This window comes from Halobellus salinus (genome assembly GCF_014646875.1).
GTDB classification, from domain to species: Archaea; Halobacteriota; Halobacteria; order Halobacteriales; family Haloferacaceae; genus Haloquadratum; species Haloquadratum salinum.
On record NZ_BMOC01000010.1, the window covers coordinates 38,832 to 55,750 of the forward strand.

Below are 16,919 nucleotides of genomic sequence, written 5' to 3' on the forward strand. Positions count from 1 at the left end.
ACTCGGCTTGGTCTTCTGTGGAACACCGGAGCCTGTGTGTCCGCGCGGTGGATGGCCGCCGCAGTTATCAGGTTTGAGTGTGTGACGCGTGGTTTTATGTCCGGATGCGTGGATTCGGGCGGTATGGCTCGGTGGCGGGCTGTCGGGGCCGGGTTCGCGCTTGCGGCCTCCAGCGAGGCGCTCGTGTTCGCTATGACTGGGCGGGTGACCCTGATCGGGGGGTTGGCGGGGAGCGCCCTCGCCGGCTACGTCGTCGGAGAGGAACTGGCCGAGGGGGCGTGGCACGGCCTCCTGACCGCGATGGCGTGGGGAATCGTCCTCATTCCCGGGCTGGTCGTGCTGTCGGTCGTCACCGACGCGCCGCTCCCGTTCCCCATCGAGTTTCTGGTGCCGCTGTTAGACACCGCCGGGGAGGCGACCGCGCTGCTTCTGTTGAGCGCCAGCCTCCCGAACGTCGCAGCCGGGGCGTTCGGGAGCCTGACGCGGCGGCAGGACGACCGCAAGAGGTCCGACGACGCGACCGACCGACAGGGGCAGTCCCCGTCCGGGGGCGACGCCGAGGAGACGTGACATCCTCCCCGCGCTAAAGCGCGAGGATTCCTGCGTCGGGCGGGTCGGCTACCGACCCGCAGAGGCAACTTGCGGGTTTGTACGCGCTTCGTTGGGGCTGTCGTGGTGTGGTTGCCCCGGCCACCCGCGGTCGTCTCACTCGAATCGCACGGGCCGTGCCATCGGCCTGAGTTCGCAATCGCCGCGTTCTCGAAGGAGCGTCTCTGACGCCGTGAGGTCGGCGTGCCCCTCGGAGCCACACGAACACGTCAGCGTCTCTCCGTGGCGAACCGTCTCCTCGTGATCGCCACACGCAGGACGCGTTTGAGAAGTCCACGCTTCAGCCTCGGCTTCGAGACTACTGCTGTACTCCTCACAGACGCACGCGAGACAGTGGATGAACTTCTTGAACGCCCGAGAGTTGTGCGCCCTCTCGTTCACCCTGGCCGACCAGTGCGTTTCCGGCATGTCGGTCAACTCGCCCACGTACGCCGTCGCCGTACAGTCGTTCGACGGGATCGCGCACCAACGCGTTCTGTGCGTGGTCACGTCGTCTCGTCCGCTGTCGGTACAGCCGTCGAATCCGCTTGGAACTGTAGCGTCTCTCTCGGAGTCGTCCGGAAGACTCCGTTTTCCGTGATTCCGAGAGACTGCGTCCCTCGGCGAGTTTCGACTGTCGCCGGGCGATTTCGTCGGTCGTCTCGCGGACCCGTCCGAACAACTCCCGACCGTCGCAGCGGGACTGCGAACCAGTGGTCGTGGAACAGGCGATAAGGTCGTTCGCGCCAACGTCGAGGGCGGCTTCTTCCGAAGCCAGCGGTGAATTCCGAAAACGCGAAGCGTTTTCGACTTCAGGAAAATCTTCGATTTTCCGTGAATCCAATCGAGGATCAGGAACAGTGACTGGTTGCAAAGGCCTGAACGTGTCGCTCACGCAAATGATTGGGGAGTCAGACTGCCACCGTAGCGTGGCTTATGTCTTCGGGTGTCGGCTTCCGACCCGAGTGCAGGGGTCGGGGCATCCGCCTCATACCGCCTGCGAAGCAATCACCCGGGGTGGCGGTACCGGCTGGCGAACACCGTGAGGCCGCGTTTCCAAACCGTTTATACCGGCCACACGACAATCCCGAGGTATGCCGAAAGAGCAGAAGCAGGTCCGTGATCTGCAGGAGGGCAGTTATGTGATGATGGACGAGTCGCCGTGTAAGATCAACGCCTACAGCACAGCGAAACCGGGAAAACACGGGAGCGCGAAGGCCCGCGTCGAGGGTCGCGGCGTCTTCGACGGCCGGAAGCGATCGCTGAGCCAGCCGGTCGACGCGAAGGTGTGGGTCCCGATCATCGAGCGGAAGCAGGGGCAGGTCGTCTCGGTGACCGGCGATGACGCCCAGATCATGGACCTCGAGACCTACCAGACGTTCACGATGCTGATCCCCGACGACGAGGCGCTCTCGCCCGACGACGAGATCGAGTACCTCGAGTACGAGGGCCAGCGGAAGATCGTCTGAGGCGACGCGGATGTTCCCAGGGGCGACCGCGTCACAGGAGGAGGCGGCGTACGCCGTTGTGGGGGCTCCGCTCGACGCGTCCACGTCGTTTCACCCGGGAACCCGGTTCGGCCCCGAGCGGATCCGACGGTTCGCCCGGCCGTTCGACGACTACGACCGGGCGAGCGGCCTGCGGTTTTCTGACCTTGCCGTCCACGACCGCGGCGACGTCCGCGCGTGGGACGACATCCCGGAGTACCTACGGTGGCTGGCGGGTACGTTGCGTGATGTCGTTGGCGACGGCGCCACCCCGGTGGTGCTCGGCGGTGAACACACGGTCTCGGCGGCGGGCGTGAACGCGGTCGCCCCCGAGGTGTTCGTCTGTCTCGACGCTCACCTCGACCTCCGGGAGGAGTACGACGGCAACGGGTACAGCCACGCCACCGTAACCCGGCGGATTCTCGACCGGGTCGGCGCCGGCGTCGGCCGAGACGGAAGCAGAGACGACGCCAGCAGCGTCGAGGAGGTGGTCATCATCGGGGCGAGAACCGGCTCGCCTGCGGAGTGGGATCGGGCCGGGCGGCCGGATGTCACCGTTGTCGCCCCCGAGGACGTTCCCGAGTTCGACCTCGACGCCCGCGTGAACGGCCGGAGTGCGTACCTGAGCGTCGACATTGACGCCGCCGACCCCGGGTTCGCGCCGGGGACGGGGACCCCCGAGCCGTTCGGGCTGGCGCCCCGGACGATGCGCGACGTGGTCCGTACCGTCGCGCCGTCGGCCGAGGGGTTCGATGTCGTCGAAGTCAACGACCGGGACGACGGCCAGGCGGCGTCGCTCGCGGCGAAGCTGTGTCGGGCGTTCGTGTACGCGCACGCCGACAGCCGGGAACAGTCCGACTGAGAGCCGCCGACCGGGGGGTACAAGCCGCCGGCGGCCGACACAGGCGGTATGGAGCTTTCGACCCTCGTCGATCGACTCGACGACCGGCTCCGGACGGGAGAGTACGCCGACGTCGACGCCAGCGCCAACGGCCTCCAGGTCGGCCCCGACGACGCCACCGTCGAGCGCGCGGCGTTCGCGGTCGACGCCGCGGCCGCGACCATCGAGGACGCCGCCGCCGCCGGCGCCGACCTGCTCGTGACTCACCACGGCCTCGTGTGGGGTGGGATGGACCGGGTGACCGGTCGGGAGTACGACGCCGTCGCCGCGCTCGTCGATCACGACATCGCGCTGTACGTCTCACACCTCCCGCTCGACGGTCACCCCTCGCTGGGGAACGCCGCGGGGCTGGCCGACCACCTCGACCTCGACGACCAGACACCGTTCGGGACGATCGGCCCCGTGACGATCGGGCGACAGGGCCGGGCGGCCGACGCGTACTCGACCGATGACCTCCGCGAGCGACTGTCGGAGCTGGCCACCGGCGGCCGGGAGCCGCAGGTACTGGAGTTCGGTCCCGACGAGATCGAGGAGGTCGCGATCGTGACCGGCTCGGGCGTCGACTGGCTCGACGAGGCGGTCGCGTCGGGCGCCGACGCCCTGGTCACCGGCGAGGGGAAACAGCAGGTCTACCACGAGGCCAGAGAGGCGGGCATCACGGTCGCGCTCGGCGGTCACTACGCGACCGAGACCGTCGGCGTCGAACGGCTCGCCGATCTCGTCGCCGACTGGGGCGTCGAGACGACGAGTCTCTCGCACCCGACCGGGCTGTGATCGGAGAGCGGGACCGAGCGGGTCCGACACCGGACGCCACCTCCGAGACCGTCGCCGCGCCGGACCGCGACACCTAACCCCGCAGGCCGTCCACGGGGTCGTATGCACGACGACTCCGACGACACCCACGGACAGGGAGGGCACGGCCCCAACCGCGAGGAGTTCCACGAGGCACCCATCGGCCACGCGGAGGTCCGCGGCGGGATGACCGTCGGCGAACTCGCCACGGAGTACGGGAAGGCCGGGATCGGCGCCGCGACGGTCGACGAGGCCGTCGACATCTACGCGGAGATGCTGGCCCGCGATGACGTGACCAACCTCTTCGGGCTCGCAGGCGCGATGGTCCCAACCGGGATGCGGGCGATCGTCGCTGATCTGATCCGTGACGGCCACATCGACGCCCTGGTGACGACGGGCGCGAACCTCACCCACGACTCGATCGAGGCGATCGGCGGAAAACACCACCACGGCCGCGCCGACCCCCACGATCCACACCCCGCCGGCGACAGCGGGGCCGGCGATGGCAGCGGCAACGGGAGTGAGACCGCGCGGGAACACGACGAGACCCTCCGCGACGAGGGTGTCGACCGCATCTACAACGTCTACCTCCCGCAGGAGCATTTCGCGCTGTTCGAGACCCACCTCCGGGACAACGTGTTTCCGACCGTGGAGCGCCGGGTGTCGATTCAGGAGTTTACCGCAGAGCTCGGACGCGCGAACGCCGCGCAGAACGCAGAGCGCGATGTCGACGAAGACAGCGGGATCGCCGCCGCGGCGTACGAAAGCGACGTCCCGATCTACTGCCCCGCGATCCAGGATTCCGTGCTGGGGATCCAGGCGTGGATCTACTCGCAGACCTCGGAGTTCGGGCTGGACGCCTTGAGCGATATGACCCACCTCTCGGACCTGGCGTTCGACGCCGACCGGGCGGGCGCGATGGTGGTCGGCGGCGGCGTCCCGAAGAACTACGTGCTCCAGACGATGCTGACGATTCCCGACGCGTACGACTACGCCGTCCAGCTGACTATGGACCCCGACCACACGGGAGGGTTGTCGGGCGCGACGCTCGACGAGGCGCGGTCGTGGGGGAAACTGGAGAAGTCCGCGCGGAACGCCACTGTGGTCGGCGACGCGACGGTCACGCTGCCGCTGGTCGTCGCCGCCGCGCGCGAACGGGCCGGCGAGCGGGAGTAGCGCGCGGTCGGGCGGAGTCGCGGACTGCGTCCCCGTGGCGCCCGTCTCCGAGCCGATCACTCACCGCGGTCGAGGCACTCGCTTGCGGCGTCGACGTCTCGGAACCGGGACCCGTCGGGGCACTCGTCGAGGAGAGCCGTCAGCGCGTCCAGTCGCAGCGGCCGGAAGTCCAGGAGTTCGCTGCTCACGTTGACACGCCGCCGGTCGTGAGCCACGAACGGGAACGTCTCGGTGTCGTTGTTGTGATGGTGGCCGTGGAGCACCCACCCATCCCACGTCTCGGGGACGTCCGCCGGGCGGTGCGTGCAGTAAAACTCGTACCCGTCGTGGGAGAGTGTGCAGTGGTCGACGACCGGGAACGGGGCGTCCTCGGGATTCAACCCGACATCGTGGTTGCCGCGAACCAGGAGGTCCCCGTCGAGTTGGCTGAAGTACGCGATGGTGTCTTCGCCGGTCGACATGTCCATCGCGACGTCGCCGAGATGGACGAGGAGGTCGTCGGCGTCGACGGTCTCGTAGTGCCTGTTGAGCAGGGTCGTATCCATCTCCCCGACCGAACTGAACGGCCGGTCGCAGTAGTCGATGATGTTGGCGTGGCCGAAGTGGTGATCGGAGATCAGAAACCGGGCCATACACCCGTCTCCGCCGAGTAAAGCAAATAGCTTGTGTGCGAGTCCGACCCCGATCGCTCGAGGGGTCGGCCACGTCACCCCCGAAAGTGCACGATGCACACGCGTCTCACGGAACGGATTTACGCCCCCAACCACACCACATAGTATGAACTACGCCGATTCTCTCGACAGAGCGCTCGAGGAGTTGCCCGAACGGAACGTAGAGGAGTCGCGGCTGAACGTCCCCGACCCGGAAGGCGAAACCGATGGGGCGTTCACACGCCTCACGAACCTCGGGGAGATCGCCGACGCCCTCGGTCGCGAGGTCGAACACGTCCACCGGAACATCCAGGGCGAACTGGGGACCAACGGCCAACTCGAGGACGACCGCGCGCGGTACAACGGGTCGTTCACGGTGGCCGACTTCGAGGCCGCAATCGACGAGTACGTCACCGAGTACGTGGCGTGCTCGGAGTGTGGCCTCCCCGACACCCGGTTGGTGACCGAGGACGGCGTGGATATGCTCCGGTGTGAGGCCTGCGGCGCTTTCCGGCCGGTCGCGAAGCGCTCGGCGTCCACGCAGACCTCTCAGTCCGGGCCCGCCGTTGAGGAGGGCACGACCTACGAACTGGAGATCACCGGTACCGGCCGGAAGGGCGACGGCGTCGCCGAGAAGGGGAAGTTCACCATCTTCGTCACGGGCGCACAAGAGGGCCAGACGGTCCGGGCGATCGTCGAACGGACCAGCGGGACGCTGGCGTTCGCTCGCGTGGTGTAGGTCGGAAGCGGCGGCGCGGAACGTTCTTTTGTTCGCTTTTCGTAGTCCCATTCGGCCGATGACGACGGCACCGCTCCGAGCCGGGGTGGCGCTCGGCAATGACGAACCCTATGAGTGCCGAGGCCACCGATTCACTGGTACCAATCGCGGATCAAAGAGGCTCTCCCGCTCTGGGATGGCTCAACCGGGCGGTGTGAGCCCCGGGGTTTGCAGCCATCGTTGTGATCCGACCGCGCCTCCGGAGCCACCGGGAAGCGGTCGTCGCCCCAAAAAACCGCCTGCAAGACCGCTAGGACGTCGGAACACCTACTGAAACGGGTGGTCAGTATGGATCCATGTGGCTCTGTTGGAACCCTCGGAAGTGATACAGACGACGTGCTGAGTATAGTCACTCAATGTACAAAAGTTCCAGTCGGGCGATGTTCTGGACCCGATCCGGACGTCCAGCGGTAGCTCTCATAGCAGCGCAACGGGGTGCTGTGAGCCTCAGTAGTTATAGCCGACAGTATTAGACCAGAACACCAGGGCTATGTATCCACCAATTTCAAATGCGTGGGTTGGCAATAAATAGATAGTGGGCGCTCTTCAACTCGCCCTTCTGATTGTTGGATTGCCAGTAATAATGCTTGGATTACACGAAATAACGCACCTAGCAGCCGCTCGGACGCTATCTCCTGTTTCGGTTGACATCGTTTCATACGTCCCATTCCGATTGCAGGTTGGTTTTGACCATCCCGTTAGCCAGCGTAGATGCCGACTCGTTGCACTTGCCCCGCTGTTTGTCGGAATTATAGTTGTGGTTGTCGCTACCCAAAGCGGATTGTGGAAACGACTCCAAAATATCGGCCCGTATTACTTACACTATCTTGTTGGGATCAATTGGTTGTTGTATACCTCACCAAGCCCTGCTGACCTTCGATCAGCCCTAGTTACTCCCGAAATGCCAGCAAACGGAGGTGCGGGTTGAGGTGACAAAATCCCCATCTGACTCAGTACTTCGTCAAGATGATCGGGGGGTAGCACCGCTTATTGGATTTATCATACTTTTCGGTTTTTTTATTATCGCACTCTCAAGCTACCAAGCATATATAATTCCCCAGCAAAACAGCGAGGTGGAATTCCAGCACTTCGAAGAAGTGCGGAATGATATGATCGAAGTCCGGAGTTCGATTTCCACGGCCGGACAAGCAGACGTTTCCCAATTTCCGACAGTGAAACTCGGGACATATTATCCGACGCGTGTGGTCACGGTCAATCCCCCTCCACCGTCTGGGACCTTGCGAACGAGCCAACCGTATAATATCAGTATAACGAATCAAACTGGCGCCGATCCAAAGACTGTGTCAACCCGTTTTCTTAAATACCAGAATGGATACAATGAAATGCGCATTGGGTCACTATGGTACGAACATTCTGTTCTCTATCTCGATGAGCGAAGCATGGGCGGAGAAATAGTAATTTATCAAGATCAGAACATTGTCTCCGGAAATGAGGAAGCGCGTGTAACCGCATTACAAAACGAATTTCGCGTCTCATCAAGCGGTAGGGTAACAGTAAATCTGTATCCAACCGAGAACGCTAGTATAACCACCAGCGATTTAACCGGGGATATAACGGTCAAAGTACCCAGCCGATTGAATGGGTCCACGTATTGGGATGAGGCGATTGATACAACCGAATCGGATAACCTGTCGTATGAGGGAACCGAGTCATACCCTGGAGAATCAGACATTTACTGGGTGGTTCTGACTGTCGAGGCCGACGCACTCAATTTCAACACCGTTGGAATAAATTCGGCGCCCGAACGTCAAGAGTCAGCACGTCAAGGAGTGGGTACTGGGAGTAGTGAGAGTACCACTGGGGAGGGAGATTCAACTCCAGCACCAGCTCAACCCATAAGTGAGGGTGTGAGCATCGTTAGTGGCTCAACCCCAAGCGGTGAGTCGCCGTTCCTTGATTTCAAACTCAAGGCTGAGGATGGAGCTTATGCAGATATTGTGAGTTTCGAAGTAACAAAGCCAGGCAATCAGAATAATGTTGATCCCATTAATAGTTTACAAAGAACCGGGAACGAGGAAGAGGTGGAGTTAGACCCTACGGTCACTACAGGAAATAATCAAGCCGGCGATTGGAACGGAAAATATAATATTGGTACTGATGGAGCGGAATCACTAGACACGACTGCTATTTTTGAAGACGGAACTGAAATTGATGTGTTAATGGGTGAATTGAACAAAGGGAATGTGAAGAGCACCTACGACTTAGTCAACAGCGAGTCGAACTCTGACATTACTGTCATCTTTTATTTTTCAGACGGTAGTAAGCTTGAAGTATATCTGAGAGTGTCTAAGCTAAATACGTGAACCGCCTCGGGGTCAAGCCCCGTGGCATTCGCCTTGAACAGCCTGTAAATTGCCTCGGGGTCGAGTGGTTCGAGAGGGTTCGTCGGGTACCTCACTGCAGTCATCCCACCGTTCTCGGATGTAGTATCGGCCGACGTTCCACAGTTTGGACGCGGAGAACCCGTACTGGTTGAGGTCGTCACGAACCTGTGAGTGGTTCGTGATGCGTGCAACGTAGGTGCGGGTTGTCTCTAGCATCGAACTGGCTTCATAATACATTACGAGAACATAAGTGCTAGAAACTAACGACCGAGCGTTGAATGTCAAGTTGGAGTGGCGTCGGTAGAGTGACAGTCAGAGTGTCGGATTCATCTCGCGGCTAAAGCCGCGGGTATTCTCCTCGTTCTTTATAAGCGCCTCTACACCGGCTGCGGAGTACGGAGAAAGCGGCCTCGGGATGGACTCGCTGGGGTTTCGTCACATCGTGTGAAAGAACTGGTTAAATCTCCACGTTGTCTGGCGGTTCGATTGATACGAGAAGCCGTTTCTTTTTACAACTTGCTCAGATCTGATCGCTAAGGTTTTTTGAGCCGAAGGGTTCGTTCAATTGGACGACAGGCTGAACAGCGGCAGCATCATACCGTATCACGTAACAGCGGCTTGTGTCGCTCCGGGTCGCCGCAAGCCAGATCTTGATGCGGGCACTCTCGCTGTTGTCTTTCAGCCTGAGGTGTGGATAGTAGATAGGGTTATCAGTTGAAAATTGTATAGTAGCTTATGATCATATTTGACAACTTCAGCACAACCCACTATCTGCTCATTATCCTATTTCTGGCCATCTCTATCGGCTGCTTCGTCGGTGCTGCCCGCGGATCGCGCTTGCAGGGGAGAGATACGCAGCTTGGGCTTAGAGCAGTACTCATCACGAACGGATTGTGGTTAAGCTTCCAAGTGTTCGGATTGGTGACCACCGACGGGGGCCTGAGTAGTGTCTTCTACATTGGCGGTCTGATCTGTGGCCTCACCGGTGTCGGCGCGTGGGTGTACTTCGTTTCCGCGTACACCGGCCGGTCGTACCACCGCGACCGACGCTATCGCGCGCTCGCCGTCAGCATCTACGTTGGGCTCATCGGGGTTAAGCTCACGAACCCGTTGTACGGGCTGTACGTCTCAACGGAACTGCAACAGAGTCCGTACCCTCACCTCGTCGTTGAGCCGCAACTGTTCTACTGGGTCTCGTTTTCACTCACCTACACCCTCGTGGCGATCAGTTTCTACTGGCTGATACAGACGTTCCGCAAGTCGTCGTCTCCGACCGTAGGGCTCGGCGCACTCGCGGTCCTCTCGCTGTCGCCGGTTGTGCCACGTGCCGCCATCCAAGCGCTCCCCAACGAGATACTTCCACCCCTAATCCTGGGATTAAGCTTCGAACCGGTCGGTGTAACCGCATTCCTACTGGGGGTACTGGTGACTGTCGAAGAGCCGTTCCGCCAGGTTGAGCAGTCTGCTCGCTCAAAGTTCTTCGAAGAGGCCGACGACGCCACGTTCGTGTACGACACCGGCGGCAAGCTCGTCGAAATGAATAATCAGGCCCAGAAGCTGCAGTCGGAGATCGGCGTTGAATGCCCAACCGTCGAGACCTTTGAGCAGGCGTTCAGACCTGTTGGTGACGGCTTCGATAGCGAAGACACATTCACTGTTGACATCGACGGGTCCACCCGGTATTTCGAGGTGATAGCTAATCGGATGACTGCCGGCGCTGAAACCGTCGGGTTGGTCGCCAGCGTTCGAGATGTCACCGAGCGTCAGTCCCGGAAGCGGGAACTCGAACTGAAAGAACGCGCGATGGACGAAGCGAGTGTGGGGATCACGATCAGCGATCCGACCCAAGAGGACAACCCGCTGATCTACGTCAACGATGGGTTCGTCGATCAGACCGGGTACAACCGCGCGGAAGTCCTCGGCCGAAACTGCCGGTTCCTGCAGGGAGATGATAGAGACCAGCCCGCGCTTGATGATCTCCGTGAGGCAATCACCAGTAACGAACCCATAACCGTTGAGCTCCGAAACTACCGGAAGGACGGTGAGCAGTTCTGGAACCGCCTCTCGGTGGCCCCGATCTACGACGAGGCTGGCGAGTTAGTGAATCACGTCGGGATCCAACAGGACGTGACAGCGGTGCGGGAGAGCCAACGCGAGCTGCAGGCAGAGCGCGAACGGTTCGAGTTGTTGATCGAGAGTACCGACGAGTACGCCTTCCTTGTCGTTGACGAGGACGGCGCGATTTCGACATGGAACGACGGCGCAGCGAACCTCTTCGGGTATGACGATGAAACCGCAGTGGGGATGCCGATGGGTGAACTTCACCCTGCGCCAGACCGCGAGGCGGGACTGCCGGACCGCCTGCTTCAGCAGGCCCGGTACGCCGGCGAGGCCAGCGACGAGGGGTGGCGCGTGCGGGCCGACGGCTCTGAGTTCTACGCTGATGTCCGTTATGCCGCTCTGGAAGGTGACGACGGCGACTCAAAGGGGTACGCTCAGATCGTTCGTGATATGACGGACGAACGTCAACAACGACGGCGGACTGAACGCTTCGTTGAGGAATCGGAAGACGTGGTGACCATCGTTGACCCCGACGGAACCATCACCTATGCCAGCCGGTCGTCGGACCGGGTTCTCGGGTATGAACACGAGGCCCTCACAAAGAAGAACCTCTTCGACCAGTTACATCCGGACGATCGTACCCAAGCGATGGAAGCGTTCTTCAATGGTACCGAGGATCCTGAAGCGACGTTCCAGATCGACTGCCGGTTCCAGTCGAACGATGGCGCGTGGCGTGAGATGGAGCTTCGGTGTCGGAATATGCTTGACGATGACGCCATCGATGGGATGCTCTTGTATCTCCGTGACGTGACGGCAACGAAGGCACGGACGCGCCGGTTGGAAGCCCTGTTTAACGGCACGTTCAGCTTCGCTGGGCTGTTGGAACCGGACGGAACGGTACTCAATGCCAACGACGCCGCACTTGAGTTCGGCGGGTTTGACCGCAAGGAGATTATTGGTGAGCCGTTCGACGAGGCATCGTGGTGGACTCACTCGACGGCAGTACAGGAGCGACTTCGTGACGCGCTCGACACGGCGGCCACCGGAGAGTTTGTGCGGTACGAGACGGACGTTCGTGGAGTTTCGGGGCTTGCAACCATCGATTTTTCAGCGAAGCCGGTCACGAACGACGCTGGTGAAGTGACCCTGCTCGTCGTCGAGGGCCGAGAGATCACGGACCAGCGCCGCCAACGACAGCAGATGGCGATGGTGCAACGGGTGATGCGACACAATATGCGAAACGATCTCAACAAGGTACGCGGGTGGACACAGGTGCTTGCAGAGGAAGTAGACGCCGATGCGAGGGCCGCACATCTCGACCGGATCGAGACGATACTTGACGGGTGGGAAGCAATGACCGAAGGGATGAGACAGATCCGGCAACTCACCAACTCCTCTGAGGACCAGTGGCCAGCTATCGACGTGCGGTCAGTCACAGAGTACCTGACAGCGTGGAACCAAGAAACTGAGTTCACTCTCGACGTAGACTCAACCGTGTCAGATGACCAGACCGTATGGATCCCTGGTGCGGTCAAGGAAGCACTGGAAAAGTTGATCACGATCGCAGTCCGCCGGGCGACGGATTCGGATACCGGGGTTACGGTGTCATTATCGGATACGACTGACAGGTGGGTTGAGGTTGAGATATTCATTACCGGATCCGGGTTGGCTGAGACGGATACGGAAGTACTCGCCACCGGAGAAGAGACAGCACTTACACACGCACAGGGACTCGACATCTGGGTTGTTAGAACGATGATCAAAACGGTTGGGGGTGAGATAACAGCACAGGCGACGGGCACGAAGACACGCGTCAAGTTCAGAGTTCCAGTACAACAGCCACCGGACGCCGACGAGAAATGATCTCCGTCCGCCGAGTGGCTGGGTTGTTCACCTGTGGATGGATCAAAGTCACCCACCCGGCTGTAGGGACCATTTCGTTAGATTGTACTGACCGATGGACGATTGAGTATCTCTCTGACTCCCTGTGTTGAATCTACGAATCGGAAGCCAGCGGGTACTCCTGGTACGAATCATCACGAACTCTCCAGCAAATCCAATATAAAACGACCGCCGCTGTCCGACGATTCGAAACTTAAGTGGACTCGCTGGGATTTGAACCCAGGGCCTCTTCCTTGCGAAGGAAGCGATCTACCGCTGATCTACGAGCCCGCATTACACGGAACGGCGGTGTCCCGTTTGTACCTTCTGTTTTCGAATCGGGCGCCGCGGGCGACCCCGCGGCGGCGCGCCTTAGCGCCGTGCGTCGGTCCGCGCCGGTATACGGACCGTTGTAGTCAATCCACGATTATCGCCCACACGATTCGGCGATGATCGGGGATTCGTTGCAACGATCCGTATCAGTCTTCGAGGACGATCTCGATGCTGACGTCGTTGGGCACCTGAATCCGCATCAGCTGCCGGAGCGCGCGTTCGTCGGCGTCAATGTCGATGAGCCGTTTGTGGACGCGCATCTCCCAGTGCTCCCACGTGGCGGTCCCCTCGCCGTCCGGGGACTTCCGTGCGGGCACTTCCAGCGTCTTCGTCGGGAGCGGGATCGGACCGCTGAGGCTGACCCCCGTCTTCGACGCGATCTCGCGAACGTCATCGCAGATGTTATCGAGGTCGTCCGGGCTGGTCCCGGCGAGACGGACACGTGCCTGCTGCATCTATCGCTCGTTGACCTCGAGGACCTTCCCCGCCGCGATGGTCTGTCCCATGTCACGGACGGCAAAGGACCCGAGTTCGGGGATGTCGCCGGATGGCTCGATGCTGAGCGGTTTTTGCGGCCGGACGGTGACGACCGCGGCGTCACCGGACTGGATGAAGTCCGGATCCTCGTCGGCGACTTCACCGGAGGCGGGGTCGAGCTTCTGGTCGATCGACTCGACCGTACACGCGACCTGCGCCGTGTGGGCGTGGAAGACCGGCGTGTACCCCGCGGTGATGACCGACGGGTGCTGCATCACGACGACCTGGGCTGTGAACGTCTCGGCGACCGACGGCGGGTCGGCGGCGGGACCACACACGTCGCCGCGGCGGATGTCGTCCTTGCCGATGCCGCGGACGTTGAACCCGACGTTGTCGCCGGGGCCGGCCTGCGGCACTTCCTCGTGGTGCATCTCGACGGTCTTGACCTCGCCGCCGACGTCCGAGGGCTGGAAGGAGACATCGTCGCCGGGGCTCATCGTCCCCGTCTCGATACGTCCGACCGGAACCGTCCCGATGCCGGAGATGGTGTACACGTCCTGGATCGGGAGTCGAAGCGGCGCGTCCGTCGGCGGCTCCGGCTCCGGCAGGCTGTTGAGCGACTCCAGCAGCGTCTCGCCGCCGTACCAGGCGGTGTTGTCCGAGCTCTCGGCGACGTTGTCGCCCTCGAACGCGGAAATGGGGACGTACGTCGCGTCGTCGGAGTTGAACTGAACCTGTTTGAGGAGCTTGTTGACCTCGTCTTTGACCTGGTTATAGGAGTCTTCGCTGTAGTCAACGAGGTCCATCTTGTTGATGCCGATGATGAGCTCGTTGATGCCCAGCGTGCGGGCCAAGAAGACGTGCTCGCGGGTCTGGGGCGCGACGCCGTCGTCGGCCGCGACGACGAGCACCGCGTTGTCGGCCTGGGAAGCTCCCGTGATCATGTTCTTCACGAAGTCACGGTGGCCCGGGCAGTCGACGATGGTGAAGTAGTACTCCTCGGTGTCGAACTCTTGGTGGGCGATATCGATGGTGACGCCGCGCTCGCGTTCCTCGGCGAGGTTATCCATAACGTAGGCGAACTCGAAGCCACCTTTGCCCTTCTCTTCGGCTTCCTCTTTGTGCTGCTCGATTACGTGCTCGGGAACGGAGCCTGTCTCGTACAGAAGCCGTCCGACCAGCGTGCTCTTTCCGTGGTCGACGTGGCCGATGATGGCCAAGTTCTGGTGCGGTTTGTCACTCATAGGTGTGTGTCACGCGCTAAGGCGCTGTGTACCGTGATATTTTGCCAGAAAGACCTAAAACCATTTCGATACGTAGGCGGCCGAGGCGCCGATGTATCGCGGTTTGTGCGAGCACGTCTCACGGGGACACCGCGTGCCGTCAGTCCGTGCAGGCTCCGAGACGTTCGGCTATCCCAGCCGTCCGACGTCGCCCAGCACCGCCGACGCGGTCTCCTCGCCGCCGGCACCGCGGCCACTGAGGTTCAACTGCCCCGCGTGGGCGGTCTCCAACTGTACGATGTTTCGGGTGCCGGTCACGGCCAACGCGGCGTTTTGCGGCACCAACCGCGGCCCCACGCGGATCCCTTCGCGGGTCGCCTCCCCGACCAGCCGGATGGTTCGGCCGTCCTCAGCAGCCAACTCGAGGGCGCTACCGGGGACGTCAGTGATCCCCGCAACGTCGGCGTCCTCGAGTGTGAACTCCTGGTCGTCACCCGCGAGCACGTTCGCGAGGATAACGCATTTCAGCGCGGCGTCGGTCCCCTCGACGTCGAACGCTGGGTCGGCCTCCGCGACGCCGAGGTCCTGAGCCTCCGCCAGCACGTGCTCGTAGTCGATTCCCTCCGCGGCCATGCGTGAGAGGATGAAATTAGCCGTCCCGTTGAGCACCCCCCGGGCTGCAGTGACGTGTGTGGGGTTGAGGTCTCCCACCGTCGAGAGAATCGGGATTGCGCCGCCGACGGTGGCCTCGAACCGGACTGCGCCGTCGCTGTCGCGCTCCAGCCCCCGCAGGTCGCTGTACCGCTCGGCCACCGGTCCCTTGTTCGCGAGCACGACGTGGCGGTCCCGCTCCAACGCGGCCCGGACGTGCGAAAAGCCGGGCTCGGCGTCGTCGAGCGTCGTCGGCGTCGCCTCCACCAAGACGTCGTAGTCGGCGTGCAGTGCCTCTTCGGGGTCGGCGTCACCGACGGAGCCGTCTGCGGACTTCTGCTCGATAGCGGCGTCGGTGTCGACGCCCCCGCTGTCGACGACCGCCGACGAGGAGTCGGCGAAGGCGACGACCGTGTGGCCGTACGCCGCCGCGAGGTCGGCCACCGACCCGCCGACCGCGCCCGCGCCGACGACCGCGAGCCGCTTGCCCGCGGTCATACCCCACCTCCGGCGAGCGGCTCGATCACGTGCAGCCCCTTCTCTTCGGCCAAGTCTCGGACGGTCTGGAGCGCTTCGGAACCACCGCCGGCCCGAGTCGCCAACCGGAGCCGGGCGCTCGATGACTCGCCCCTCCCCGCTGGGGCGTTCACGGAGACGTCCGCGACCGACGCCGATGGACACGCCTCCACCCGTCGGAGCGTATCCGAAAGGTCGGCACCCACGATGTCGCCGACGAGGACGACCACGAGTTCTTCAGCGTACTGCTCTGCGCCCGCTTGCACCACGTTGACGCCGGCGTCGCGGAGCGCGGCTACAATCGCCTCGAAGCGGTCGGGGGTGGCCTCGACGTCGACCTCCACCGGGATCCGGCCCCGCGGGGTGATGCTCCCCCGCTCGTGGAAGATCGACAGCAGGTTGCCGCCGTTCTCGGAGATCGGTTCGAGCGCAGCGAGCAGTTCCCCCGGTTCGTCCGCGAGTTCCAGCCGGATCGTGTGGGGCTGCGGAGCGCCGTCGTGGCCCGCGTCCTCACCCGCACGCGATCCCTCCGAGTCGGAGTCGGAGCCGAGCGTGGACGTCACCGTCGACCCTCCCCCGACGGCGTCCCACGGACCGGTGTCGGGCGCGACACGGCGGCACTGCGGTCGGGTCTCGCGTCGACGGCTCTCGGTCGTGGGGTCGTACCCGTACGCATACCACTACCTCAACTCCCCGACCGATATAAGCCTTCGTCGGTGGCACGCGTTGCCGCCGCCGGAACGGTACTGTGTGGCGAAAGCTGGACTCGTGAGAAGCCGACTCGTGACAGATGGTGCGGAGGAGAGCGCGGCCCCTTTCAGCCCGACCCAACGACGGCCTTCCGGCCAGCTCAACGACACACGAACCGCACCAGTGAGCGCGGATGGATCCGGCCGACCAACTACCGGTGTGCGAAGTGATACTGTCGGCTATAGTCGCGTGACGTATTTCGACACCCCGGGGTGTCGAAAATCTTCACGTAGTTATAGCCGACAGTATGAAAAGCGAAAGCCGCAAAAAGCGAGTGGGCCGACGGAACACGACGTCGGTGTCGACCGTT

General features: G+C 62.3%; 13 protein-coding genes, 1 tRNA gene and 2 pseudogenes. 8 read left to right on the forward strand and 8 right to left on the reverse strand.

The window, feature by feature from the left end:
* The first annotated feature begins 123 nt into the window (after nucleotides 1-123).
* Nucleotides 124-570 carry a DUF5518 domain-containing protein gene (locus tag IEX72_RS08970; RefSeq protein WP_188787047.1) on the forward strand — a complete coding sequence of 149 codons (447 nt, stop codon included), beginning with the start codon at nucleotides 124-126 and terminating at the stop codon, nucleotides 568-570.
* 48 nt (nucleotides 571-618) lie between these two features.
* Here the strand turns inward: IEX72_RS08970 and IEX72_RS08975 are convergent.
* Nucleotides 619-1,483 (reverse strand): annotated as a pseudogene (locus tag IEX72_RS08975) (transposase); the annotation flags it as partial.
* A 199-nt stretch (nucleotides 1,484-1,682) separates the two neighbouring features.
* On the opposite strand from IEX72_RS08975, the gene IEX72_RS08980 reads away from it, so the two are divergent.
* From IEX72_RS08980 to IEX72_RS08995, 4 genes are all read left to right on the forward strand, one after another.
* Nucleotides 1,683-2,057 (forward strand): translation initiation factor IF-5A, encoded by a 375-nt coding sequence (locus tag IEX72_RS08980; RefSeq protein WP_188787048.1) that lies wholly within the window; start codon nucleotides 1,683-1,685, stop codon nucleotides 2,055-2,057.
* Between the two features lie 10 nt (nucleotides 2,058-2,067).
* Nucleotides 2,068-2,937: an arginase family protein gene (locus IEX72_RS08985; protein WP_188787049.1), complete on the forward strand. Its 870-nt coding sequence runs from the start codon at nucleotides 2,068-2,070 to the stop codon at nucleotides 2,935-2,937.
* A gap of 48 nt (nucleotides 2,938-2,985) precedes the next feature.
* Complete coding sequence (locus IEX72_RS08990) at nucleotides 2,986-3,750, forward strand: Nif3-like dinuclear metal center hexameric protein (protein WP_188787050.1); 765 nt, start codon at nucleotides 2,986-2,988, stop codon at nucleotides 3,748-3,750.
* 102 nt (nucleotides 3,751-3,852) lie between these two features.
* Nucleotides 3,853-4,944 (forward strand): deoxyhypusine synthase, encoded by a 1,092-nt coding sequence (locus IEX72_RS08995; RefSeq protein WP_188787051.1) that lies wholly within the window; start codon nucleotides 3,853-3,855, stop codon nucleotides 4,942-4,944.
* A 56-nt stretch (nucleotides 4,945-5,000) separates the two neighbouring features.
* On the opposite strand, the gene IEX72_RS09000 is transcribed toward IEX72_RS08995, so the two are convergent.
* Nucleotides 5,001-5,576, reverse strand: a complete 576-nt coding sequence (locus IEX72_RS09000) for a metallophosphoesterase (protein ID WP_188787052.1) — start codon at nucleotides 5,574-5,576, stop codon at nucleotides 5,001-5,003.
* Between the two features lie 145 nt (nucleotides 5,577-5,721).
* Here IEX72_RS09000 and IEX72_RS09005 point away from each other — a divergent pair, with 145 nt between their 5' ends.
* Together IEX72_RS09005 and IEX72_RS09010 are read left to right on the forward strand one after the other, a co-directional pair.
* Nucleotides 5,722-6,333 carry a translation initiation factor IF-2 subunit beta gene (locus IEX72_RS09005; RefSeq protein ID WP_188787053.1) on the forward strand — a complete coding sequence of 204 codons (612 nt, stop codon included), beginning with the start codon at nucleotides 5,722-5,724 and terminating at the stop codon, nucleotides 6,331-6,333.
* Nucleotides 6,334-7,772: 1,439 nt separating this feature from the next.
* Nucleotides 7,773-8,696 carry a hypothetical protein gene (locus IEX72_RS09010; RefSeq protein ID WP_229663803.1) on the forward strand — a complete coding sequence of 308 codons (924 nt, stop codon included), beginning with the start codon at nucleotides 7,773-7,775 and terminating at the stop codon, nucleotides 8,694-8,696.
* 78 nt (nucleotides 8,697-8,774) lie between these two features.
* On the opposite strand, the pseudogene IEX72_RS09015 reads toward IEX72_RS09010, so the two are convergent.
* Nucleotides 8,775-8,933, reverse strand: a pseudogene (locus tag IEX72_RS09015) (RNA-guided endonuclease TnpB family protein); the annotation flags it as partial.
* A 519-nt stretch (nucleotides 8,934-9,452) separates the two neighbouring features.
* On the opposite strand from IEX72_RS09015, the gene IEX72_RS09020 reads away from it, so the two are divergent.
* A complete protein-coding gene (locus tag IEX72_RS09020) occupies nucleotides 9,453-12,641 on the forward strand; it encodes a PAS domain S-box protein (RefSeq protein ID WP_188787055.1) in 3,189 nt (1,062 codons plus the stop codon).
* A 237-nt stretch (nucleotides 12,642-12,878) separates the two neighbouring features.
* Here IEX72_RS09020 and IEX72_RS09025 read toward each other — a convergent pair.
* From IEX72_RS09025 to IEX72_RS09045, 5 genes are all read right to left on the reverse strand, one after another.
* Nucleotides 12,879-12,950 (reverse strand) — tRNA-Ala (locus IEX72_RS09025).
* Nucleotides 12,951-13,138: 188 nt separating this feature from the next.
* Entirely contained in the window at nucleotides 13,139-13,447 is a 309-nt protein-coding gene (rpsJ, locus tag IEX72_RS09030) for a 30S ribosomal protein S10 (RefSeq protein ID WP_188787056.1), read from the reverse strand.
* Nucleotides 13,448-14,713, reverse strand: coding sequence for a translation elongation factor EF-1 subunit alpha (gene tuf / locus IEX72_RS09035; protein WP_188787057.1), 1,266 nt, complete (start codon nucleotides 14,711-14,713; stop codon nucleotides 13,448-13,450). It lies immediately after the preceding gene.
* Between the two features lie 168 nt (nucleotides 14,714-14,881).
* A complete protein-coding gene (locus tag IEX72_RS09040; protein WP_188787058.1) occupies nucleotides 14,882-15,841 on the reverse strand; it encodes a homoserine dehydrogenase in 960 nt (319 codons plus the stop codon).
* Nucleotides 15,838-16,422, reverse strand: a complete 585-nt coding sequence (locus IEX72_RS09045) for an amino acid-binding protein (protein WP_394354601.1) — start codon at nucleotides 16,420-16,422, stop codon at nucleotides 15,838-15,840. Before IEX72_RS09045 ends, IEX72_RS09040 begins: the two co-directional genes overlap by 4 nt.
* Nucleotides 16,423-16,919 lie beyond the last annotated feature (497 nt).